This is a genomic window from Hydrogenophaga sp. L99, from assembly GCF_058731905.1.
This window is the reverse complement of record NZ_CM178972.1, coordinates 971,368-994,014: the sequence shown is the minus strand read 5'-3', so window position 1 is coordinate 994,014 and position 22,647 is coordinate 971,368. Positions and strand designations below refer to the sequence as shown.

Genomic DNA, 22,647 nt, shown 5'->3' with positions numbered 1-22,647 from the left:
TGGGGGCCACCGGCAGGTTGCGCTTCACGCAGGCGCTCCAGCCGGGGGCTGAGTCTCTGCGGGTGCCGACAAATGCGCGGCTGTGGGCGCCCAGTAAGGCAGGCGCTCATGGTCCGTCAGGTCCACCTGCAGCGGCGTGATGGTGGCGTAGCCTTGGGCGGCGGCATGAAAGTCGGTGCCATCGGCATCGTCTTTGGCGGCGCCGGCACTGCCAATCCAGTACATGGTGTCACCGCGTGGATTGACTTGCGAAATCACCTGTTCCGCCGCGTGGCGGCGCCCCAGGCGGGCCACCTTGAAGCCCTTGATGTCGTCGAGCGGGCGGTTGGGGATGTTCACATTGAGCAGCCAGGGCACACCGCGGTGGGCAGCCTCGGGCAGCGAGGGCATGAGCTGCGTGACCAGCTGGGCGGCTTTTTGGGCTGCCGCATCCAGGTGGGCCCAACCCTTTTCGGTCTGCGAAAACGCAATGGCCGGAATGCCAAACAAATAGCCTTCCATGGCCGCGCCGACGGTGCCGGAATAAATGGTGTCATCACCCATGTTGGCGCCGTTGTTGATGCCCGATACCACCAGATCGGGCCGGTAACCCAGCAAACCGGTCAGCGCAATGTGCACACAGTCGGCTGGTGTGCCGTTGACGTAGCGAAAACCGTTGTGGGCTGTGTGCACATACAAGGGCGAATGCAGGGTAAGCGCATTGGACTTGGCGCTGTTGTTGTGTTCAGGTGCCACCACCTCCACCTGCACACCGGGCAGCGCCTTGATGGCTTCATAAAGGGCCACAATGCCGGGCGCCTGGTATCCATCGTCGTTGGAGATGAGAATTTTCATGTGCTCGATTTTAGGTGCTTACGCCGGGGTGAGACGCCGCTCCAATGGAACACCCGCCGCAGCAAATGGGCCGACACACCCGCGTCACACGAGGGACAAGCACAGGGCTTTCCCCCTGGGGCGCTCCGGGGTTGCGTATCTATCATGATCCGCTTTGAACGAACCCAACGAGGAACAACCCATGCAAGCCTGGCTGTGCGAAAACCCTGTGGGCGTTGAAGCCCTGACCTGGAAAGAACTGCCCACCCCCGAGCCCAAGGCGGGCGAGGTGCTGATTGAGATCCAGGCCGCCAGCCTGAACTTTCCCGACCTGCTGATCGTGCAGAACAAATACCAGATGAAGCCCGCGCTGCCCTTTGTGCCGGGCTCGGAATACGCGGGCGTGGTGCGCGCTGTGGGCGAAGGCGTGAAACATCTGCAGGTGGGTCAAAGCGTGGCCTGCCTGAGCGGCACCGGCGGCTTTGGCACCCACACGCTGGCACTTGCCGCGCTGTGCATGCCTCTGCCGGCCGGTTTCCCGGCCGTGGACGCAGCGGCTTTCATCATGATTTACGCCACCTCGTGGCACGCCCTGATGGACCGCGCCGCCCTGAAAGCGGGCGAAACCGTGCTGGTGCTGGGCGCGGCAGGCGGCGTGGGCACCGCGGCCATTCAGATTGCCAAGGCAGCCGGGGCGCGGGTGATTGCCGCAGCGTCCAGCGAAGAAAAGTGCGAACTCTGCCGCCAGCTGGGGGCTGATGCCACCATCAACTACAGCGTGCACACACCCAAAGAAGGTTTGCGCGACGCCATCAAGGCGGCCACCGACGGCAAAGGCCCCGACGTGATCTACGACCCGGTGGGCGGCGACTTCGCCGAACCCGCCTTTCGCTCCATCGCCTGGCGCGGGCGCTACCTGGTGGTGGGCTTTGCCAGCGGCCCCATCCCCAGCCTGCCGCTGAACCTGACCCTGCTCAAGGGCGCCAGCATCGTCGGCGTGTTCTGGGGCGACTTTGCCCGGCGCGAGCCCAAGGCCAACGCAGACATGATGCAAACGCTGGCAACGATGTATGGCAAAGGCCAGATCAAACCCGTGATCGACCAGACACTGCCCATGAGCGAGCTGCCCCGGGCCTACGCCATCATGGGTTCGCGCTCGGTCAAAGGCAAACTGGTGATGGTGAACGCCTGAGGCCAAACACCCACGCTCCAGCGTGAAAACGCGGCACGCTGAACCGTACCGCTCATCGGCTCAAACCTCTTCGGCCACATCGGCGCCCAGGTCGCCGGCAATCAGCTTGAACTGCTCCAGGGCCGCCTGCAGGTCTTCCACAATTTCTTGCGCGATCACGGCCGGCGCCGGCAGGTTGTCGCTGTCGGCCAGGCTGTCGTCCTTCAGCCAGAAGATGTCGAGGCTGGCCTTGTCGCGCGCCACGATGTCGTCAAAGCTGTAGGCGCGCCAGCGGCCTTCGGGCTGCTCCGCGCTCGCGTCCACGTCTTCGGTGGCGCGTGCGTCACTGAGCAAGGGCTGAGATATCAGCAAGCCGGCGGCGCAGCCGCCCACAAACAACCCCTGCTCGCACAGCGAGCCCCATGGCGTGGGCCATGCCAGACAACAATTCCAGGCTGGGGTTAGCCCTGCACGGGCCTGTCTGCGGGCTTGGGTCCGTCGGAGTAGATCAGCAGCGGCAGCCGCTTGAGCGCCATGCCGCGCTCGCGCGCGCGGCCCACGCGCAAGGCATCAAACAAGGCCAGCATTTCATACAGCCTGGCGTCTTGCATGGCGGCAAAAGGTGCCGCCGGGTGCAAGGGCTCCAGCCCCTGCCCGCGGGCCGTGCCATTGGGGTGCGGCCACACCCAGTCGTCAGAGCCTGGCGCAAACACGCCTGCGAAAGCGGGCGCGCTATGGCTCGTGGGTACGCCCACCGTCACCGGCAACCGGTCTGGCGCAAAGGCGTATTTGGCGCCGTGCACCGCAAACTCTGCCAGGTTGCGGCTGTGTACCCGCGCCGGGTTGTCGGCGTTGCTGGCCACCCCCGCCAGGGCGCGGCGCGACTTGCCACGCACCCGGTAAATGGCGGCGGCCTCCTGGTCGCCCGGCGCCGCAGCGGGCGGCGGCGCCAGCAAGGCCGCGTCCACCAGCAGCCCCGTCTGCAAACCCCGCTTCACCGAGGCATGGGCCTCTGAAGCGCTCAAACCCACCTCTTGCGCCAGGCGGGCATAGGTCCAGCGCTGATCCCCCAAAGCCACGAGCTTGAGGGCGACCAGGAAGTCTTGGGGTTTGAGCTGCATTTCGTTCTTTATTCGCAAATCGCGAATATGGAATGTAAAGAAACATCCACCCAAATGCAACCCGTCAGCGCACGCCCAATATCCACCCTTCCAGGTCCGCCACTGCGCGCTCGCCCAGCGACAGCGGCGGCGCAAAGTAGCCATCCAAAGCGCCCCGCCCGTGCATTTCACGCATCCAGCGCGCCGTGGCGTAAGCGTCTTGTTGGTCTGGCGTTCGCCCTTCACGCTCGTACCGGTTGCGAAAAATTGAGGGGTACACCTCCACCAGCACCGGTTTGTCTGAAGGAATGGCCCACCCATCAAACGGCCACACATGCAGCCGCTCGCAGGCTTGCTCACGCAACCACTTCAACCACGGAATACCGGCATGCGTGGACTTGGCCACCGAACCCTGCACATCAAACAAAAACACGCTCTTGGCCGATGAGGTCCAGCGCTCCGTCAGGCGAAACTCGTCAGAGCTGCCGGTGCGGGTGCCGGGTGGCGGCGCATCTCCCGTGCGGTAGAGATTGCCGTCGCGCACAAAGTCCACATACACGTGGTCGCTGTGCGTTGGCCAGTGGTGCACAAAGTCAGACAAGAAATCAGGCCAGCTCTCCAGCCCGTAGCGCGCAAAGTAGCTCACAGGCATCGAAAAGCCATGGTCAATGCCAGCCAGAAAACGTGTTCCCTTGTGCACCTCCTGCAGCAGCCGTTCGGCCACTTCCTGCCGGGTCCAGTTCACGCGCTGTCCGTTGTTGGAACGTGTGGGGCTCGCCCAGGCCTCTACAGGTCCGCCACCTGGCTGCGCCGCGTAGACCTGCAGCCCCTTGAGCCTCGATGTGGGCGTCTCGGCACCTGAATAGTCGATGCCAATAAAACAATCAAAGCTCATGCCCCGCCTCCGCCTCCTGCAACGCCTTTAAAGTGCGCCCCTGCGCATCCTTCCACTCAATGCGCCCGTTGGCGCTGCGGCCAAGCACCACGGCCGCCGCCGTGCTGGGCGAGCTGAAGCTGTAGTCCTGCGTAAAGCGGTACAGCCCTTCAGCCAGCGCCAGCACGCCGTTGGCGATCAGCTCTTGCCGCAGGTCGAACATGCCGCGCACATGCTGCTGCATGGAAGGCACCGACTCGGCCACCGCCTGCGAACCCGCCTTCACCACAAAACCCTGGCTCGCTTCGTAACCGCTGGCCAACGCGCCCTTGCCCTTGCAGCTGAGCACCGGGCTCGCCTTGGCGGCCACGGCTGGCGCCGACTCGAACGCATGCACCCCCAGCACCGGCAGCATGCCCAGCATGTGGGCCAGAAACACCTCCATGTCGGCCCGATCCGCCTCGCTCAGGCTGGGTTCGGTGGGCTGGTTGGCGTTGTCCAGCGGCACGCGCTTGGCCGCCTTGGCCAGCGCGATCAGCCGCGCCTCCAGAAACTGCACATGCGCCTTGTTCAGCAGCCCGCCCACAGCCGCGAAGCCGATGGCGCGGGTCCAGAAATCTTTCTGCGCGTAGTGACTTTCCAATCGGGGACGGATCGGGTCGCCTTCACCCACGTAAAGCAACTCGCCCTCCCCGTCAGGGCGCGGCCCCAGCAACAAGTACACCCCGGTCTGCGCCAGCTCAGGCCGTTGCTTCACCTGCGGCAGCAAAGCGCGAGGAAATACCAGCGCCTTGCCGATCCAGTTGGAGCGTTCGACGATGCGCAGGCCGTCGGGGTCTCCGTCGGCGACGAAGATGCGGAGAGAGAAAGGGCTGACAGTCATCCGATCAGCTTCCTGAGCTGTGGATCATTTCGGAACTCAACGCACCACCGCGCTACGGAAGAAAGCTGTTCGGATGGCCGTGTCAACCTGACGATCTCCCTTGCTCGATCGTTCATTTTCTGTCGTGCGGCCGCAGCGTGTGGCGTACATGCGTGTGCCTTAGCTTGATAGTAGGCAGTGATCGTATTGTTCATTTTTTGCCACAACTTTCTACGTGCCTCAGCCAACTCAGGGTGATCTGTGAGTTTGAGTCTTTCAATCGTTCTTTTGACCCTAACCCGCTCCCAGCGGGTAATGCCGGGTGTGGGTATTGCACTACCGGTTTCATCGAACGAGATCAGAGTCACATCATGCGCATTTGTTGGATCCAGGAAATGAAATGTTTCGTCATCCTCGCATTGATTTTTGAACGTAGAATATTTTGATCCGTGTCTGAGTGGAAACCAAACTCCCTTTTTACGATTCGGGACAGATCCTGAAAATCGAAAATTGACATAGTTGAACGCTAGCCACCAATAGCCATCCCGCTCCGGCCCCTTGGAATTCTTTGCACTTTTCTTTGGTCGAAAGTGTTCAACATCGAGATGGGACGCAATATCTCGGGCCTCTGTGAACCAACATTTACCGCCCGACAAAGCAGAAAGCCAAGGCTTTAGTTTTCCCCAGTGAGCACTGTGGCTATCGATATACTTATTCCGCTCGTCTACCTTGCCCGCAGCATCGAGCGTTGCAAGCTCACTCGTCAATCGCTTCGACTGAGCCAACCATGCGCTCCAGTCAGCCGCAGACCAAGGCGTCCAACCAGGAATATCTTTATCAATCGGTTGCCGACCCTCGACATCAATAAAAATCACCCTGCGTCTCCTTGGCGCAAAATTTCATCAATAATTTCCTCGGCAATGGCGTCCTGCTCCGCCCGTTCTGCCGGGGAAAGTTCGCGTTTGTGAAATCTGGTGTGCTTTCCCATTTGGCGAACAAATTTTGCGTAATACGGATCTTTGAAATCCGCATTCGAAAAACCAAGATCGGCCAGTTCTTCACTCTGGCGTCGCAACTCTTCATCCTCAGCAAGAGTTCGCCGATCTTTTGCATACAACTCGTTGCGACGGAACAAACGGCGCTCCGTTTCCGCATCCAAAGTTGAAGCCAGCCCAAACAAGTCACTTTTCAACAACCCGGTTATTCCCATCCCCTGCGGATGCTCGTCCGGCGTATCCACCACGGTGCGGTTGTCTTCACGGCGCAAGATATGCACTTGCTCGCGCCGCAGGCTGCCCACCATCATGGGGTCGTGCGTGGTAATGAGCACTTGCGATTCACCTTGGGTGATGGAGTCCGCATCAGACGCCAGCACGCTCTCAATGTCATCGAAGTAACGCAGCTTCCAGATCGGGTTCAGGTGCGTGTCGGGCTCGTCCAGCAAGAACAGGCAATGGTCGTCGTTGGTGATGCGCATCAGACCGAGCACCGTGAGCATTTGCAGCTCGCCCTCAGACAACTGGGTAAAGCTCACCTTGCCGCCGTGCTCGTCGCGCTTTTTCACGGTGATGCGCACCTCGTCAATCAGGTCGCCGATGTAAGCGCCCTCTGCATAGCGAAAGAAACTGTCCGTGCCGCCCACCAGGCTGCCCAGCTCACGCAGCTTCTCTTGGTTGGGCACAAACAGGTACAGCTGCCGCTGCTTTTCTGTGCGGCCCCTGAAGTCAATCAGCTTGGTCACCTCCCGCTCAATGGGTGCCCACGCCACCTGCCAGAGCTTGTCCAAAAACTCGCTGACCACATTGCCCCGAGCAAACCAAAAGCGGGGATCGCCTTCGTTGAGTTCGTTCTCATCAAACTTCTGGTTCTGGCGCTTTTCCCGCTGGCGGTGCGGCTCCTTCAGCACAAACAGCGCCGACTCCAGCGATTCGATGTTGAGGTTGTCCATTACCTTCTTGAAAACCGGGTCGTTGGACAACAAACACGCCAACAACACCAGCTGGCTGTGCCCGCCCCGGCAGTAAAACAGGCGGCGCAACTTGTCGTCACCAAACTGGCGCAGGGTCTTGTTCTCTTCACGCCGCCGGATGGCCTGAATAGCGCGAATGTCCGACTCGCTGCCTTTGAAATCGCGCAACAAGTCGGCCGACAGCACCTCTTCGGCCGTGATCTCCTGGCGGCGGTTGAAACGCTTTTGGTGCTCTTGAAACAAAACCTCCATGCGCTCGTTGCGCCCGGAGTAATAGGCAAACACATGCGACGGCAGCAGGCGCGGGCCGCGCCGCTCGTCGCGCGGTTGCTTGTTGGGCGGGTCGTTTTCGGTCAGGTAGTTCTGCGCCTTCTTGTCACCATCCACCCACACCACCGGCGTGCTTTGCTCGTCCAAATGGGCTTTGATCTGAATCTGGTGGCCGCGAATGCTGTAGTCCAGCTCGTAGTCAAACTCGGCAGGCAACCCCAAGTCGATATTGCGAAAGATGGTGATCAGTGCCTCGATCAAGTTGGACTTGCCAGTGCCGTTTTGCCCGATCAACGCATGGCTGCGAATGGGCTTTGGCGGTGCATCGGGCGCGCTGCTGGCCGATGGCGGCAGCGTGGTGTGAAAGACGATTTCCACATCTCGCAGGTTGCGAAACACCCCAATCTTGATGCGTTGCAACTGCATATCAGGCTTGCTCTTTCACTCGGACGGTCGCGAAACCTTCGGCGTCTGGCTTGGAGGGAGGTTCTTCAATCCAACCGCGTGAGATTTCCAGCTTGAGCTGCGCATAAAACGCATCCACCTCACCGCCATAGCGCTGAAACAGATCCCCCGCGTTCATGCTGCCCTTGTTGTGGGACAGCAAGGTGGCCAAAGGCGATTGATCAGTCACGGCAGGCAGCGTGCCCAAGCGCAGCGGTGCGACGATTTCGGTTTGCGGGGCTTTCACGGGTTCTTCCTTTTCTTGTTCGATGGCGATGCCGGTGATGCTGGCGACAGAAGCACCTGATAACAATGCAGCAACGTGTTGCTTTTCTTGCAACTTATTCCGCCAATCAATGCAGCGAACTGACATTGCCTCTAGCTTTTCAAGAATGGCACGCTGCTCGTCCAACGGCGGTACGGGCATGGGAAAGCTGCGCAATTGCGTCATATTGATGGACGCCAAGTTGGTGGTTTGTTTCGATGCACCAGCAAAATAGTCGCGACCAACACCAGAATTGAAAACCAACTCTACCCATTCGTTCAAAAGTGCTTTTGAGGGGACACGCGCCTTGAAAACGTGGTTTTGATGAACGCAATCTTCAACGCCGCCACGCCAGATAGCCGTGCGGCCCACTTTATCCCAATCACCGCCCTCTGTGATCATGAGGTCACCGACTTTGACAAGATACTTTTCCATCTCCTCAGCAGCAATCTCAATGGCTTTCAGGCCCTGCAGTTTGAAGAATCCACGTTGGACGTTTGCAACGGCAAGGTAGGGGCAGGTCAACACCTTGCGTCCGCGCAGATTGCGGCCTTTGGTTACGCCGCCTATCACTATGGCCAATTTATCAAATGGTGCAGTAGCCCAATGCTCTGGGTAAATAACATCATACTCGGCGCTGACGACGGATTTTTGGCGCCGCAATAGCCCAGATGCAATGTACTTGGCACGCAGCTCATCGCAGTCCGCAACAATCTCGTCCACGGAAGGAGCGCACTGCGAAGGCAAAGACAGCAAGCCACGCACGGCCATGTTCTTGAGGTACGCAATAAAATCGTCCACATCCTCCGGCGCATCAAAGAGTTGGCCAAAGTTGTAGGCGAGGCGCGCCCAGGTGTTTTGCAGTTCGTGCGGGCTGGTGGCGGCTACAACCGCTTGCAAGGTGGATTGGCGCAGGTTGTTTTGCAGCCTGCGGCGCTGTTGTTGCTGGGCGTCCAGCCTGTCGCACAAAGCCATCAACTCGTCGACTTTCGCGACGATGCGGAACTGCTCCTTTAAAGGAGGAAGTGGCACGACAAGCTGTTCAAACTTGTCTTTGGTCATATGTGCCATTGATATGCCGCGACCTGAAGCCTTAATTTCTTGCGTTTTTTCAAGCAGAAACGTGTACAAATACTGCTTATTCAGCAAGTCCGAACTAAACAAGTCAAGCTTCCAAATATGGTAGTGGTAAATGACTTTTTCACCGCTCCATATAAATGGGCCAAACGAGGCGGACCACGCGTACAAAAGGTCACCCCTTACACAACACTTGTCATCCTCCAACTCAAGGTTTGAGTAGTACCACTTGTGCGAGGTAAAGAGGTTCCCCACCCGCAGCACTGGCGTTCCTGAATCGAGAAGCTCCTGTTTTGAATAAGCTCGCCCATTTAAAACTCGAACAATGTCACAGATCCTCACGCTCGACCATCCCGCCGGGAGTGACCTGGATTGATCGGGAACGAATGCACTGTCGTTGTGATTGACTTTGCGGCGCTTGCCATGGCCTCTCAAAGAAGATAGGCGCCTGATTCCCGAGACTTGATCTGCGGCAGGGGTGTCTGTGGGGTCTTGCGTTACCAAGGTGCCTTGAATGGCCAATGCAAGAATCATCTCCCGCAACCGCCCCACGCCGCCCGGCGCATTCGCAATGTGTCCAAACTCCGCCAAGAACTGTTGTGCATCCATCAGCTTGGCTCCCCGCTGGCGTTGGAACCACTGTTGCCCAGCCGCTCGCGCGACAGGGCAATGGCCTCGTGCAGCTTTTGTTGCAACACGGCTTTGGGGGGCAGCTCGGTCAGGTATTCGGCCACGTGGATGCCGCTGGCATCCAGCTCAAGCAGCTCGATCTGCTCCTGCTTTTTGCCGCTGCACAAGATGATGCCCAGGGGCGGGGCTTCGCCACTTTCTTGCTCGTGCTTGGCCAGCCAGCGCAGGTACAGCTCCATCTGGCCTTTGTCGGCGGCTTTGAAGTCGCCCAGCTTCAGGTCGATGGCCACCAGGCGCTTGAGGCGGCGGTTGTAAAACAGCAGGTCGATGTAGAAGTCGTCGTTGTCGATCTGGATGCGCTTTTGCCGCGCCACAAAGGTGAAGCCCGCGCCCAGCTCCAGCAAAAAATGCTCCAGCTCGCGCAGGATGGCGTCTTCCAGGTCTTTTTCCAGGTACCGGTCTTGCATACCCAGAAAGTCGAGCACATAGGGGTCTTTCAACAGCAGTGCGGGGCTGAGCTGGCCGGTTTGGCGCAAGGCTGCCAATTCGGTGGCCAGCAGGTCTGCGGGTTGGCGCGACAGGGCTGTGCGCTCAAACAGCAGGGAGTCCAGCCGCTCTTGCAGGGTGCGGGTGCTCCAGCGCTCGGCCTGGCACATCTGCAGGTAGAAGTCGCGTTTGAGCGGGTCTTCGATGTAGATCAGGCTGCGCAAATGGGTCCAGCTCAAATGTCTACTCACCGCGGAGACAATGTTTTCGTCTTGAAAGGCATGGGCAAAGCGCAGCATGTGGCGCAGGTTTTTGCTGGAGAAGCCTCGCCCGTAGTCGGCCTCCAGTTGCCGAGCCAAGGTGGCGACAATTTGCTCGCCATATTCGGCGCGCTGGCCCCGCAACACCTCGGCCTGAATGCGCTGGCCAATGTGCCAGTACAGCAGGGTGAGCGCGCTGTTGACGGTGGTGGCCAGTTGGACACGGCTGCTGTCAATGAGCTGGCGAATGTCGCTCACCAGCTTGGGCGGCGTGGCGCCCATGGGCGCAGTAGCCGGAACCACGGCCGTCATTCAGCCACCTCGGTGGTGAAGTGGTGCGCCAGGGCACCCGCCAGCTCGCTCTTGAGCTGGTTTTGGGTTTCTTCAATTTCGCCCAAGAGCTTCTTGTATTTCTCCAGCAACACGTCGGGGTCGTGGGTTTCTTCTTGGGGAGCTCTGGGGTTCTTGAGGTCGAGGTTGTAGATGGGCCAATACAACCGGTCGCCAGCGGCCTGGGCGTCACGGGCATGCAAGTCCAGCGTATCGGCTTCGCTGCGCAGGCGCTCTGCCGCATGGGTCAGACTGGTGACGATCTTGTCGTGGGTGGGCTCGGCTATGGCGGCACGCAATTCGCCAATCAACACCAGCTTGTAGCCGTTGGCGTCGGGTTTGCCATGGTCCACGTAGCCCTGCAGGTCGTTCATTTGCTCCAGCAGCAGTGACACGAGCTCTTCGTCTTTGCGGCGCCCCACCAATGAGTCGCTCAAATACCTGGCCTGGCGGCGGGCGTCGCTCGCGTCGTTGCGCAGCTGTTCGGCTTTGCCCCAATGGGGCTGCGCGGCGGCCTCTGCCTGCAGGCGTTTGGCTTTGAAGTCCACCTTCCAGGCCCGCTCGTTTTCCGCGCGGTCGGCAAAGTCGTTGGCCTCGGTGCCCCACCAGGCTTGCTCGGGTTGGAATTCCTCAAAGCGGATGGGTTTGGTTTTGGAATAGCTTTTGTAGCCCTGCGGGTAAGGATGCTCGTAGAACCAGATGGTGTCGGTGTGGAAGTGCTCGGAGCCGTCGTCCACCGTTTCGCCTTTGGTGAAAAACAGCAGGTTGGTTTTGATGGTGGTGTAGGGCGAGAAAACGCCTTTGGGCAGGCGGATGATGGTGTGCAGCTTGCAGTTTTGCAGCAGCAGCTTTTTGAGTGTGTTCTTGATGCCGTCGCCAAACAGAAAACCGTCTGGCAACACCACGGCAGCACGCCCGTTGTCCTTGAGCAGCTTTTTGATGATGAGCGCCATGAACATGTCGGCGGTTTCACGGGTCTTGAGATCGGGTGGGTACCCGCCGCCCACGCCGTCTTCTTCGTACCCGCCAAACGGCGGATTGGTGATGAGGCAGTTGACCCGCTCATGCATGGCCCATTCGTTCCACGGATGCCCCAACGTATTGCGCCGTTGAATTTGACTGGGCACGTCAATCTCGTGCAACAACATGTTGGTGGTGCACAGGAGGTGCGGCAGTTGCTTCTTCTCAAACCCAAAGATCAGGGCTTCCAGTGCGCGTTTGTCTTGTGAGCTGGCCTTGGTGCCCAACTGGCGGCGCAAGTGGTCAATGGCGGCGGTTAGGAAGCCGCCCGTGCCACAAGCGGGGTCCAGCACGGTTTCACGTTTTTGAAGGTTGGGGTTGACCCGATCCACCATGAACGCGGTGATGGCGCGCGGGGTGTAGAACTCGCCCGCGTTGCCTGCGCCGCGCAAGTCGTTGAGCATTTGCTCGTACACGTCGCCGAGATTGGCGCGTGTGGTGAAGTCGTGGAAATTGATGGCTTCTTCAAGCTTCTCTATCACGGCCAGCATCAGTGGGCCGGACTTCATGTAGTTGTTGGCATCCTCAAAAACCTGCCGAACCACTTGGTGTTGTGGGCTTTTGCCCGCATCGATGTTTTCCTTGAGCGCAGGAAAGAGCTGGTTGTTGACAAAGCCGATGAGTTCTTGCGGCGCGATTTGAGGCTGTTTTTTTCCTTGGGCATCGGCCTTGTAGCCTGCCCAGTTGCGCCAGCGGAATGGCTTGGGGATGGGCGACCGGTAGTCGGCGCTGTCGTCTTCCCACTCTTCTTCGCGCTGGTCAAAGACTTTTAAGAACAGCATCCAAGTGAGCTGGCCCAGGCGCTGGGCGTCGCCGTCGACGCCATCGTCTTTGCGCATGATGTCCTGGATGGACTTGATGGTGCTGCTGAGATTCATGAATTCACTTAGGCGGATTTTTGTTCTGGGGTGTCGTACAGCGCGCGTTCTAGCGCTTGCACGGCGTGGGCGTAATTTTCTACGCTGCCGAAGATGCCCCGGCGTATCTGCGTCTTGCTGCCAAATTGGTCAAAGGGCGGTAGTTCCAGCACCTTGGCGTCTTCAATGTCTTGCACGCCGTGGTCGGCAAATTTCTCCAGCAAGGCTTCCAGCACGGCACGGGCCTGGTCACCGTATTGGCCAAAGACGTTGCGCTTCTTGACCTGGTTGGCACGTTCGCGGCGGGTGAGCGGTTTTTGATCGAAGGCAACGTGCGCCACTAGGTCAAACGCATCCAGCTCGGCACCGTTGACAACGGCTTGCTGCAATATGTCCAGCGGCACCCCTTGGTCTGCCAGCTCTTGCAACACGGCCTGCTTGCGCTCGGCCGTGTTCCAGCGGCGCAAGAAGTCGGTCAAGGTGCCAAACTGGGCTTGCAGGGATTTTCGTATGTCGTCTTTGAGCAAAACACGAAAGCTCTCGGTGATGAGCTTGCCATCGGCATCCAGATACTGTGCGCGTTCCACAGCAAGGCGCACGTCCACATCACCGATGACATATTTGATGCGGCCCTCGCCTCCCCCGCCCGCTCCTCCTCCACCATGCCCGTAAGGAGGTGGGTCTGGCTCGCCGGTTCGAGGTGGGTCAATCACATCGGGTGGGACTACGGGATCGTCGCCTTTTGGCTCGTAGACGACCGCAGGGTCACCATCAAAGTCGGGGTCGGCAAACAGCCGGGTAGCACCCTTGAAATCCATGATGGTGAAGTACAGCTTTTGGTAGTCCTCGCGCAGGCGGGTACCGCGACCAATGATTTGCTTGAACTCGGTCATCGAGTTGATGCTTTGGTCCAGCACGATCAGCTTGCAGGTTTTGGCATCTACCCCGGTGGACAACAGCTTGGAAGTGGTGGCGATGACCGGGTAGGGTTCGTCGTTGTCGATGAAGTACGAGATTTGCGCTTTGCCTTCGGTGTCGTCGCCAGTGATGCGCATGACGTAGCGGCGGTTGTGGGCCGCAGCAGGGATGAGCTTGACCAGCTCTTGGCGCATGCGCTCGGCGTGGTCTTGGTCATCACAAAAGACAATGGTTTTGGCCATGGGGTCTGTTGCTTTGAGGTATTCCCACACTTTGCTGGCCACAAGCTGGGTGCGCTTCTCCAGCACCATGTTTCGGTCAAAGTCTTTGGTGTTGTACTGGCGCTGCTCCACCACCTGGCCCAACTTGTCGAGCTTGCCCTTCTCTGGCGTGTAGCCCACGGCGTCCACATCGGTGGCAATGCGAATGACTTTGTAGGGCGCCAAAAACCCGTCTTCGATGCCCTGCTTGAGCGAATAGGTGTAGATGGGCTCGCCGAAATACTTGATGTTGAACTCTGGAGCATCGATCACGCGCGCCCCGGTTTTCTTGTCTACAGTCACTTTTTCCTTGGGGGTTGCAGTCAGCCCCAAGTGCGTGGCGTTGCTGAAATAGTCCAGCACTTCACGCCAGGCTGAGTCGTCCACGGCGCTGCCCCGGTGGCACTCGTCAATCACCACCAGATCAAAAAAGTCAGCCGGGAACTGCCTGTAAATTTGCCTCCACTCTTCTTTGCCAGTGACTGCCTGGTAGAGGGCCAAGTAGATCTCGTAGTTCTTTTTAACCTCGCGGTTGGTGACTTTGTGCATGAGCTCGCCGAAGGGGGCGAAGTCTTGCTGCATGGTTTGGTCAACCAGGATGTTGCGGTCGGCCAAAAAAAGAATACGCTTCTTGGCCTTGGCTTTCCACAGGCGCCAGATGATTTGAAAGGCGGTGTAGGTTTTTCCAGTGCCAGTGGCCATCACCAACAAGATGCGCTGCTGGCCTTTTGCCACAGCTTCAACCGCGCGGTTGATGGCCACCCGCTGGTAGTAGTAAGGCTCACGGCCGCTGCCGTCCGTGTAAAACGGCTGCTCAACCAGCTTGACGGCTGCGGGCGCTTCCAACCCTTTCCATTGCTGATAGATCGGCCATAGCTCTGCAAGCGTTGGGAAGCAATGCAGTTCCAGAGCCCGCTCTACGGGTTGCGTCATGCCTGTGCGGTCATGCAACAGGAACCCTTCGCCATTGCTGCTGATGGCAAAGGGAGCGTCCAGCATTTCGGCGTAAGCCAACGCCTGCTGCAAGCCGTGTCCCACCGAAAAATTGGCTTGCTTGGCTTCTACGACAGCGATGGGCACATTGGGGCGTGCATAGAGCACAAAGTCGGCACGCTTGGGGCCACCTTTCGCTTCTGGGTTTTTGATTCGGGCAGCCAACGTGCCCCGTACCATCACGCGGCCCAACGTAAGCGGTACCTCCTCGCGAAACTCGTGCTGCTGCCAACCCGCCTGCAGGATGGCAGGTGTGATGAACTTCGTGCAGATGTCGCGTTCGCTGAGAGATTTTTTATCCATATCAGCCAGGGCAGAGGCAAGCAGTGTTTGAGACTACGGGGATGTTTGCATTGCGAGGGGGTAACAATGTCTTGGGCTGCGGGGTACCAAAGGCGACCTGCTCGCGCCCCTCGGTCTTGATGCGGAAGACGTCGCCCTCGCCCTCGCCCTCGCCGTTGACGTCGACGTCTTCGGCCTGGGCGTGGCAGTATTCCATGGCGAGGTCCTGGCTGAAAAAGCCGAAGGCCTTTTTGTCGGATGTGGCGCTGAGGCAGATAGGGTGCGCGTCAAAGTACCCGAACGGCCGGCGCCAGGCGGGCAAGGCGGCGGGCAGGCCCTGGGCGTAGCGGGCGCTTTCCACCTCCACCCCGCTCAGGGTGGCGCCTTCTTTCTTGGCTTCGATCACGCCGCAGGCTTTGCCGTTGACGTAGAGCAGGTAGTCGGCGAAGCCGTGGCCGGGGTTGAGCGGGAACTCGCGAATGGCCACGCCTTTCACGGCGCCGCTCCCCGCGTGCAGGTTGGCGCTGGCCACATCGCAGACGTGCCAGCCCACTGCGCTTAACGGCGCGTCAATGGTCTGGCGGGCGCGGGCCTCGGGCGTCATTCGGTCGGCTTTATCGTTGTTTCCTCTTGTTGCATTCTAGGGGGCCAATACCAAGGCATTAAACCAACCGCGCCAGAGCCTGCACCCCCACCGGCGGCTCGGGCAACCAGGGCAGCACAAAGGTGCGTTTGGCCAGCCCGTTTGCAATCCGTTCGGTCTGGCGCACCTCGCCCGCCAGCCGCGCTTGCAGCAGCGGGTCGGTGGTGCCGGTGGCGGCGATGCTTTTGTTGATGACCCAGGCCCAGGGTTCGATCTGGGCGCGGCGCAGGTCGTCTTGCAGCGCGGCGGCCTGGCTCACCGGGGTGACTTCGGGCAGGGTGACGATGATGACGCGCGTCATGCTGCCGTCTTGCAGGCGCATGAGCGGCGTGATGATGTGCAGGCCCTTGCCTTCTGCCTGGCCTTCGTTCTTGCCTTCGTATTGCTGCACCATCTGGCGGTGGTAGGCGCCGGTGGCGTCCATCAGCAGCAGGCTGTGGCCAGTGGGCGCGGTGTCGAGCACCACAAACGACGACCGCGCTTCGTTGACCACGCGGCTGAAGGCGTGGAACACGGCCACTTCTTCGGTGCAGGGCGACTGCAGGTCTTCCAGCAGCAGGGCCAGGCCCTCTTCGTCCAGCGCTTTGCCACGGGTGGCCATGATCTTGGCGATGTAGGCGGCGGTTTCGGCCTTGGGGTCGATGCGACCGACCTTGAGGCCTTCCAGGCTGCCGTTCAGCGCGTCGGCCACGTGGGCGGCCGGGTCGGTGGTGGTCAGGTGCACGCTGTGGCCGCGCTGTACCAGACCCACGGCGAGCGCGGCTGCAATGGTGGTTTTGCCCACGCCGCCTTTGCCCATGACCATGATGAGGCCGTGGCCCACGGCGGCGAGCTCGTCGGCCATGCGGGACAGGGGCTCGGCGGGCAGCGCGAAACGCCGTTCGGGTTGAGCTTGTCGAAACCCCGCGCTCCGATCATCCTGAGCTTGTCGAAGGGCAGGCTCAGGGCGAACGGGGTTGGTTGGTGCATGGCTGGGCTCAGGGCCAACGGACGTTGACGCAGCACCACCCAGCAGCGCCCGCAGCGCAGGCAGGCCCACGGTGTCAAAGGCGCGCAGCGGCACCTCGTCGCGCGGCAGGCGGGCGAGCGCGTCGGGCATCTCGTTCAGGGCCTGGCGGCCGAGCGCTTCGATGGCGTTGGCAATTGCGTCGTGGGCGCCGCAGGCATGAAACACGCCGTTGACGGCGAGACGCTGGTTGGCCAGGCCGAGCTGGCTCAGCTCTTCGGCGGTGCGCGCGGCTTCCTGCATGGGGCGCGGGTCAGGCCGGGTGACGAGCACCACGGTGGTGAGCGCGGGGTTGCTCAGCGCTTGGAGTGCGGCGTTGAAACGCGCTTCTTGCATCTTCAGGCCCGAGTGCGGGCCGAGGCACGATGCGCCGCGGTCGTTGCCGGCGAGGAAGCCTGTCCAGGCTTTGGGCAAACTCAAAAGGCGCAGGGTGTGGCCGGTGGGCGCGGTGTCAAACACCACATGGTCGTAGCCACCGTCCATGCCCTCGCCCGCCAGCAGCGCGGCAAATTCGTCGAACGCGGCGATTTCGGTGGTGCAGGCACCTGAGAGCTGTTCGCGCACGGTCTGGCGCTCTTCGTCGCTGGCGCTGGCTTCGAGCTGCGCCAGCACGCGCTGGCGGTAGGCCTCGGCGGCGGTGTCGGGGTCGATGTTGAGCATCTGCAGCCCCGGCACACCGGGCACAGGCACCGGGTGGTTGGACAGCGGCACACCCAGCATTTCGTCGAGGTTAGAAGCGGCGTCGGTGCTGACCAGCAGCACGCGCTGGCCACCGTCGGCCAGCGCAATGGCGGTGGCGGTGGACAACGAGGTTTTGCCGACGCCGCCTTTGCCGGTGAAAAACAGGAAGCGGGTGGCTGCGGTGGCGAAGCCGGGGAGCTTGGGTGTGTTCATGCCAAGAGGATGGCACAAAGGGCCGCTCCAGGGTCTGATGCGCGTCAAGCGCACCGCACGGTCAGGCGCCAGGCAGCGTCACCGTTACAGCCAGCCCGGGCGCCGCATTGCGCACCGCCAACGTGCCGCCATGGGCCTGCGCCACCAGCTTGCACAAATACAGCCCCAGACCCACACCGCCCTGGGCGCGGGTGCGCGCGGTGTCGGGGCGGAAGAAGGGTTCGGCCAAGTGCGGCAGCTGGTCGTCGGGCACGCCCGGGCCGTGGTCGCGCACTTCAATTTGCAGGCCCTGGCCCACGGCGCGCAGGTGCAGCTCGGGGGGCAGCGGCGCACCAGCGCTGTGGCGCAGCGCGTTGTCCAGCAAGTTGCGCAGCAGCAGGCGCATGCGGGCCGGGTCCAGGGGCAGCGGGGGCAGGCTGGGGTCGGCGTGCAGGGTGATCTCGGGCCTGGCGTCGGCGCGCACAGGTTGGCGCGCCAGCACCTCGGCCACCACCTCTTGCGCCAGCCTGGCCAGCGCCACCGGCTCGCGCTGCAGGGCGGTGTGGTTGCCGGCCAGGCGTTCGCTTTCCAGCAGGTCGGTGATGAGGCCGGCCATTTCTTGCAGGTCGCGCAATAGGGCCTGGCGCTGCGGGTTCACGTCTGATGTTTCGGGCAGCAGCTCGGTGTTGAGCCGGGCGCGGGTGAGCGGGCTGCGCAGCTCGTGGCTGATGGCGAGCAGCAGTGCGCGCTTGGCTTCCAGCATGCGGTGAATGTCGCGCCCCATGGTGTTGATGGTGAGGGCCAGCTCACCCAGCTCGTCATGCGCCTTGCAGCAGCGCTCGGGTATGGGTTGGCTGAAGTCACCCGCGCCAAAGCGGCGCGCGCCCTCGCCAATGGCGTCCAGAGGCCTGAGCAGGCGCCGCACATACAGCCAGGCCAGCAGCGTGAGCAAGAGCAGCGTTGCCAGCGCGTAGCCAATGAGGCGCGGGCGGCGCTCAAACACGTCTTCGTTGATGCCGAATTCGATGGTGTGGCCGTCGGCCGTGGTTCGCGTCAAGATGCGTGGCCAGTCTTTGCCACCGCCCCAGTCTTCGCGGTTCCACCGCTGGGCATCACCATCGACGTTGCCGTTATCGTTGCCCTTGCCCTTGCCCTTGCCCTTGCCCTCGCGCTGCCATTCGGGCTTCTGTTGCCCAGGGTGCGAAGCCCAGCGCACCTGCGGGCCATCAATCTGCACGGTAAGCGGCAAGCGCTCGGTAATGGCCAGGGCCCGCTCCACGCTGGGCGGCCCATCAGCCGTGATGTCGCTCGCCAGGCGGTCCACGTAGTCCATAAGCAGCGGGCGCGCCGCTTCGCGCCAACCCACCGAAAACGCTTTTTGCGCGCCCGTGAAAAACACAAAGGTCATGCCCGCAGCCAGCAGCAGAAACACCAGCACCATGCGCAGCTTGATGGAATGCGCAATGCGGTGTCTGGCGCGCCGCCACGGCGAAATTTTGGGTGGCAGGACGTCGGTCATGCGGTCAGGCGGCGCAGCGCCAGCGAATAGCCCGCGTTGCGCAGGGTTTTGATGCAGTCCAGCGGCTCCAGTTTTTTGCGCAGACGGCTCACCACAATGTCCACCGCCCGGGTGTACAGGTCGGCCTCGTGGCCGCGAAGCTGGTTCAGGATGTCGTCGCGGCTGAACACCTTGCCGGGCTCGCGCGCCAGCACCAGCAGCAGCTCGTATTCGGTGCCGGTGAGCTCCACCACCTCGCCCGCCCGGGTGACGCTGCGCCGTGCCGTGTCAATGTCCAGACCGTCAAAGCGCAACGTGGGCGCAGCGCTCAGGCTCACCGCGTGCGCCGTGCCGCTGGGCTTGCGCCGGCGCAGCACGGTTTGCAGGCGCGCCACCAGTTCGCGGGGCTCAAAGGGTTTGGGCAGGTAGTCGTCAGCCCCCAGTTCCAGCCCCACCACACGGTCCATCACATCACCGCGCGCGGTGAGCATGACGATGGGAATGTCGCTGTCTTTGCGGATGGTGCGGCAGAGCTCAAAACCGTCCATTTCGGGCAACATCACGTCCAGAATCGCCGCGTCAAACGGTTGGTTTCGCAGCAGCGCCAGGCCTTCGCTGGGGCGTGTGGCGTGGGTGAGCTGCAATTCAAAACGCTGGAAATAGGTGGCCAGCGGCGGGCCGAGTTGCTCGTCGTCGTCGATCAGCAGGATGCGGTTCATGGGGCATTTTCACACGTCGCAGCGTGCGCGGTGCCGCACGATCAGGCGGCGCAGGCGGTGCTGCACCGGGGCACCCAAGGCGTCAAAACGGTCGGCGGCTGAAAGCAATGCCGGCAGCACCGGCAGCGCTTCAGCGGGTTGTTGTTGCGACAGCCGCGCCCACAGGTCGAGCGCGTGCTGCCGGTCAAAGCGTGGCCCCCACACCATGGCCAGCAGCTCGGTGTGGGGGTCTTCAGCCCCAGCCAGCAGGGCCGGGGCGTGGGCCCTACTCTGCTGTGCCAAGTGGTGAATGGGTGCGAAAGCGGGCGACATGGCAGCTGCTTTCAGGCTGAAACGCTCAGCCCCGGCCCCACCAGCCGTGGCCGCGTTTTTCCATGCGCTCGCGCACCTGCTTTTGTTGCTCGGGGTTCAGGCTGTCGTAAAAGTCGCCAAAGGCGCTGAGCATCTTGGGCGCGTTGCCCTGCATCACCTGCAGTTTTTGGTCCAGCAGGGCTTGGGCCTTGGTGCGGTCAAACTTGTCACCCGCCACCAGCGCGGTCAGCTCCGTGCGCGGGTCGGCACCTTCACCCCGAAAGGCTTTGCGCGAAGCGATCATCTCGTCGGCCAGCACACCCAGCTTTTGCTTTTGCTCGGCGTTAAGTTCGAGCTTGCTGCCGATCTTGTCGATGGCCTTGCCGCGCACCTCGGTGATGCGCTCGTCGCTCCAGCCCCGGGCGTGGTCGCGGTGGCCGCCGCAGGCGGTGAGGCCACCCAAAACGACGGTGGCGGCGGTGAGGCCAATAAGGCTGCGTTTGATCCAGGTTTTCATGGCGGTGGTCCTTTCAGAACCTTGTTGAACATGACCACCATGGTGCGCCGGGCAACCGCGCGCTGGGTGTCAGCGGGGTTGCGGTTTATGTCGTTTTGTTTCAGCGCCTGCTGACTCAAAACACCTCGGTGTCCACCTCGCTGTTGGCTTGGGCGTTGTAGCGGTCGCCGTGCACGGTGTGCTGGTTGATCAGCGCATCCAGGCGCGCCAGCACGTCGGCGCTGAGCGCCACGTTGGCGGCGCCCAAGTCGTCCAGCAGGTGCTCCACACTCGTGGTGCCTGGGATGGGCAATATGTCGTCGCCCTGGTGCAGCAGCCAGGCAATGGCCAGCTGCGAGGGGGTGCAACCCACCTCGGCCGCGATCGCGCCGTAAGCCGGCAGCAGCGCCATGTTGCGCGCATGGTTTTCTGGGGTAAACCGCGGCATGGTGCGGCGGATGTCTTTGGCGTCAAAGGTGCTCACGTCCATGGGCGCGCACAGAAAACCACGCGCCACCGGGCTGAACGCGACGAAGCTCACACCCAGCTCGCGGCAGGCCTGCAGCACCGCAATCTCGGGGTTGCGCGTCCACAGCGAGTATTCGGTTTGCAGCGCGGCAATGGGGTGCTCGGCGTGCGCCTTGCGCAAGGTGGCGGCCGACACCTCAGACAGGCCGATGCTGCGAATTTTGCCCGCGCGCACCAGATCACCCAGTGCGCCCACGCTTTCCTCAATGGGCACCTGCTTGTCCCAGCGGTGCAGGTAATACAGGTCGATCACGTCGGTTTGCAGGCGCCTCAAGGCGTCTTCGCAGGTGGCCTTGATCGTGTCGGGCCGGCCGTCGATCACGCGCACCTTCACGCCGTCGGCGTTGGGCACACCCTGCATGCCGCATTTGCTGGCCAGGGTGAACCTGGCGCGGTGTTTGGCCAGGTATTTGCCCACCAGCGTTTCGCTGGCGCCAAATCCGTAAAGGGCGGCGGTGTCAAAGTGCGTCACACCCGCGTCGAGCGCGGCGAGCAGCACGCGCTCGGCCTGCTGTTCAGACACTGGGGCGCCGTAGGCGTGGCAGATGTTCATGCAGCCCAGGCCGATGGCTGAGACGGTGAAGGGGCCGAGTTGGCGTTGTTGCATGGTGGGTGTTCTCACATCAAAAAAAGGTCAGAACCATTCAGCGCAGTGCTGCGATGGTGCTGACCCGATGGTATTGGGTGCGCAGAGCCCTCACCCCAACCCTCTCCCAGAGGGAGAGGGGGAAAGGCACTTCACGCGGCGTTGAGTTGCTGTTCCAGCTGATGCAGCACCTGGTAGCAGTTGAACACCTGGGCGACGCTGGAATTGGGTTCGCGACCCTCTTGGATGGCTGCGAAAAATTCGCGGTCTTGCAGCTCGATGCCATTCATGGACACCGCCACCTGGGACACGTCAATCTTTTCTTCCTTGCCGGTGACCAGATCGTCGTAGCGCGCGATGTAGGTCGCGGTGTCGCCGATGTAGCGGAAGAAGGTGCCCAGCGGGCCGTCGTTGTTGAAGCTCAGGCTCAGCGTGCAGATGGCGCCGTTGGCGGCCTTGAGCTGGATGCTCATGTCCATGGCGATGCCCAGCACCGGGTGGATCGGACCCTGGATCGCATTGGCCATCACGATCGGGCTGCCGCACTGGTAGGCGAACAGGTCCACGGTGTGCGCGGCGTGGTGCCACAGCAGGTGGTCGGTCCAGCTGCGGGCCTGGCCCAGCGCGTTGGTGTTGGTGCGGCGGAAGAAAAAGGTCTGCACATCCATCTGCTGGATGTTGAACTCACCCGCTTTGATCTTGTTGTGCACGTACTGGTGGCTGGGGTTGAAGCGGCGGGTGTGGCCGCACATGGCCACCAGGCCGGTCTGCTTTTGCAGCGCCACCACTTCTTCGGCGCCCTTCAAGCTGTCGGCCAGCGGGATCTCGACTTGCACGTGTTTGCCGGCCTTCAGGCAGGCCAGGGTCTGCTCGGCGTGCATCTGCGTCGGGGTGCAGAGGATCACGGCGTCGACTTCCTTCATCGCCAGGCTCTCTTCCAGCTTGGTGGTGATGTGGCCGATGCCGTATTTGTCGGCGACTTCCTTGGTCTTTTCCAGGTCGCGGCTGATCAGCGACACGACTTCAACGCCGTCGATGTTTTTGATGCCGTCCAGGTGTTTGATGCCGAAGGCGCCGGCGCCGGCGAGGGCTACTTTGATGGTCATGGTTGTTTCTTTCTGCTCCG

General features: G+C 61.5%; 20 protein-coding genes. 1 reads left to right on the top strand and 19 read right to left on the bottom strand.

Going from position 1 to position 22,647, the window contains the following annotated elements; all coding sequences use genetic code 11:
• Positions 1-24: 24 nt before the first annotated feature.
• Entirely contained in the window at positions 25-834 is an 810-nt protein-coding gene (gene surE / locus AC4QBL_RS04780) for a 5'/3'-nucleotidase SurE (protein ID WP_472901815.1), read from the bottom strand.
• A gap of 181 nt (positions 835-1,015) precedes the next feature.
• Between surE and AC4QBL_RS04775 the strand changes: the two genes are divergently transcribed.
• Complete coding sequence (locus AC4QBL_RS04775; protein WP_472906660.1) at positions 1,016-2,005, top strand: NADPH:quinone oxidoreductase family protein; 990 nt, start codon at positions 1,016-1,018, stop codon at positions 2,003-2,005.
• 60 nt (positions 2,006-2,065) lie between these two features.
• Here AC4QBL_RS04775 and AC4QBL_RS04770 read toward each other — a convergent pair whose 3' ends face one another.
• The 18 genes from AC4QBL_RS04770 to AC4QBL_RS04685 all read right to left on the bottom strand — a co-directional run bounded on the left by AC4QBL_RS04770 (position 2,066) and on the right by AC4QBL_RS04685 (position 22,627).
• A complete protein-coding gene (locus AC4QBL_RS04770) occupies positions 2,066-2,338 on the bottom strand; it encodes a hypothetical protein (protein WP_472906659.1) in 273 nt (90 codons plus the stop codon).
• 107 nt (positions 2,339-2,445) lie between these two features.
• Entirely contained in the window at positions 2,446-3,105 is a 660-nt protein-coding gene (locus tag AC4QBL_RS04765; protein ID WP_472906658.1) for a hypothetical protein, read from the bottom strand.
• A 64-nt stretch (positions 3,106-3,169) separates the two neighbouring features.
• Positions 3,170-3,979 carry a hypothetical protein gene (locus tag AC4QBL_RS04760; protein WP_472901819.1) on the bottom strand — a complete coding sequence of 270 codons (810 nt, stop codon included), beginning with the start codon at positions 3,977-3,979 and terminating at the stop codon, positions 3,170-3,172.
• Positions 3,969-4,841 carry a GIY-YIG nuclease family protein gene (locus AC4QBL_RS04755; RefSeq protein ID WP_472906657.1) on the bottom strand — a complete coding sequence of 291 codons (873 nt, stop codon included), beginning with the start codon at positions 4,839-4,841 and terminating at the stop codon, positions 3,969-3,971. The genes AC4QBL_RS04760 and AC4QBL_RS04755 overlap by 11 nt, the downstream gene beginning before the upstream one ends.
• Positions 4,838-5,695 (bottom strand): HNH endonuclease family protein, encoded by an 858-nt coding sequence (locus AC4QBL_RS04750; protein ID WP_472906656.1) that lies wholly within the window; start codon positions 5,693-5,695, stop codon positions 4,838-4,840. The genes AC4QBL_RS04755 and AC4QBL_RS04750 overlap by 4 nt, the downstream gene beginning before the upstream one ends.
• Complete coding sequence (locus AC4QBL_RS04745; protein ID WP_472906655.1) at positions 5,692-7,485, bottom strand: AAA family ATPase; 1,794 nt, start codon at positions 7,483-7,485, stop codon at positions 5,692-5,694. The genes AC4QBL_RS04750 and AC4QBL_RS04745 overlap by 4 nt, the downstream gene beginning before the upstream one ends.
• A 1-nt stretch (position 7,486) precedes the next feature.
• Entirely contained in the window at positions 7,487-9,454 is a 1,968-nt protein-coding gene (locus AC4QBL_RS04740) for a restriction endonuclease subunit S (RefSeq protein WP_472906654.1), read from the bottom strand.
• Entirely contained in the window at positions 9,454-10,533 is a 1,080-nt protein-coding gene (locus AC4QBL_RS04735; protein ID WP_472906653.1) for a PDDEXK nuclease domain-containing protein, read from the bottom strand. The genes AC4QBL_RS04740 and AC4QBL_RS04735 overlap by 1 nt, the downstream gene beginning before the upstream one ends.
• A complete protein-coding gene (locus AC4QBL_RS04730) occupies positions 10,530-12,449 on the bottom strand; it encodes a class I SAM-dependent DNA methyltransferase (RefSeq protein WP_472906652.1) in 1,920 nt (639 codons plus the stop codon). The genes AC4QBL_RS04735 and AC4QBL_RS04730 overlap by 4 nt, the downstream gene beginning before the upstream one ends.
• 8 nt (positions 12,450-12,457) lie before the next feature.
• Positions 12,458-14,902: an EcoAI/FtnUII family type I restriction enzme subunit R gene (gene hsdR, locus AC4QBL_RS04725; protein ID WP_472906651.1), complete on the bottom strand. Its 2,445-nt coding sequence runs from the start codon at positions 14,900-14,902 to the stop codon at positions 12,458-12,460.
• Position 14,903: 1 nt separating this feature from the next.
• A complete protein-coding gene (locus AC4QBL_RS04720; protein ID WP_472906650.1) occupies positions 14,904-15,485 on the bottom strand; it encodes a hypothetical protein in 582 nt (193 codons plus the stop codon).
• A gap of 58 nt (positions 15,486-15,543) precedes the next feature.
• Positions 15,544-17,424 carry a TRC40/GET3/ArsA family transport-energizing ATPase gene (locus AC4QBL_RS04715; protein WP_472906649.1) on the bottom strand — a complete coding sequence of 627 codons (1,881 nt, stop codon included), beginning with the start codon at positions 17,422-17,424 and terminating at the stop codon, positions 15,544-15,546.
• A 61-nt stretch (positions 17,425-17,485) separates the two neighbouring features.
• Entirely contained in the window at positions 17,486-18,922 is a 1,437-nt protein-coding gene (locus AC4QBL_RS04710) for a HAMP domain-containing sensor histidine kinase (protein ID WP_472906648.1), read from the bottom strand.
• The gene (locus tag AC4QBL_RS04705; protein ID WP_472899310.1) at positions 18,919-19,620 is read right to left on the bottom strand and encodes a response regulator transcription factor; all 702 of its coding nucleotides are present in this window, start codon (positions 19,618-19,620) and stop codon (positions 18,919-18,921) included. Before AC4QBL_RS04705 ends, AC4QBL_RS04710 begins: the two co-directional genes overlap by 4 nt.
• Before the next feature lie 9 nt (positions 19,621-19,629).
• Entirely contained in the window at positions 19,630-19,932 is a 303-nt protein-coding gene (locus AC4QBL_RS04700) for a hypothetical protein (protein WP_472899311.1), read from the bottom strand.
• A 25-nt stretch (positions 19,933-19,957) separates the two neighbouring features.
• Positions 19,958-20,428 carry a Spy/CpxP family protein refolding chaperone gene (locus AC4QBL_RS04695; RefSeq protein WP_472899312.1) on the bottom strand — a complete coding sequence of 157 codons (471 nt, stop codon included), beginning with the start codon at positions 20,426-20,428 and terminating at the stop codon, positions 19,958-19,960.
• A 115-nt stretch (positions 20,429-20,543) separates the two neighbouring features.
• Complete coding sequence (locus tag AC4QBL_RS04690) at positions 20,544-21,542, bottom strand: aldo/keto reductase (protein WP_472899313.1); 999 nt, start codon at positions 21,540-21,542, stop codon at positions 20,544-20,546.
• Positions 21,543-21,673: 131 nt separating this feature from the next.
• On the bottom strand, positions 21,674-22,627 hold the full coding sequence (locus AC4QBL_RS04685; RefSeq protein ID WP_472899314.1) for a Gfo/Idh/MocA family oxidoreductase: 954 nt from the start codon (positions 22,625-22,627) through the stop codon (positions 21,674-21,676).
• Positions 22,628-22,647: the final 20 nt, after the last annotated feature.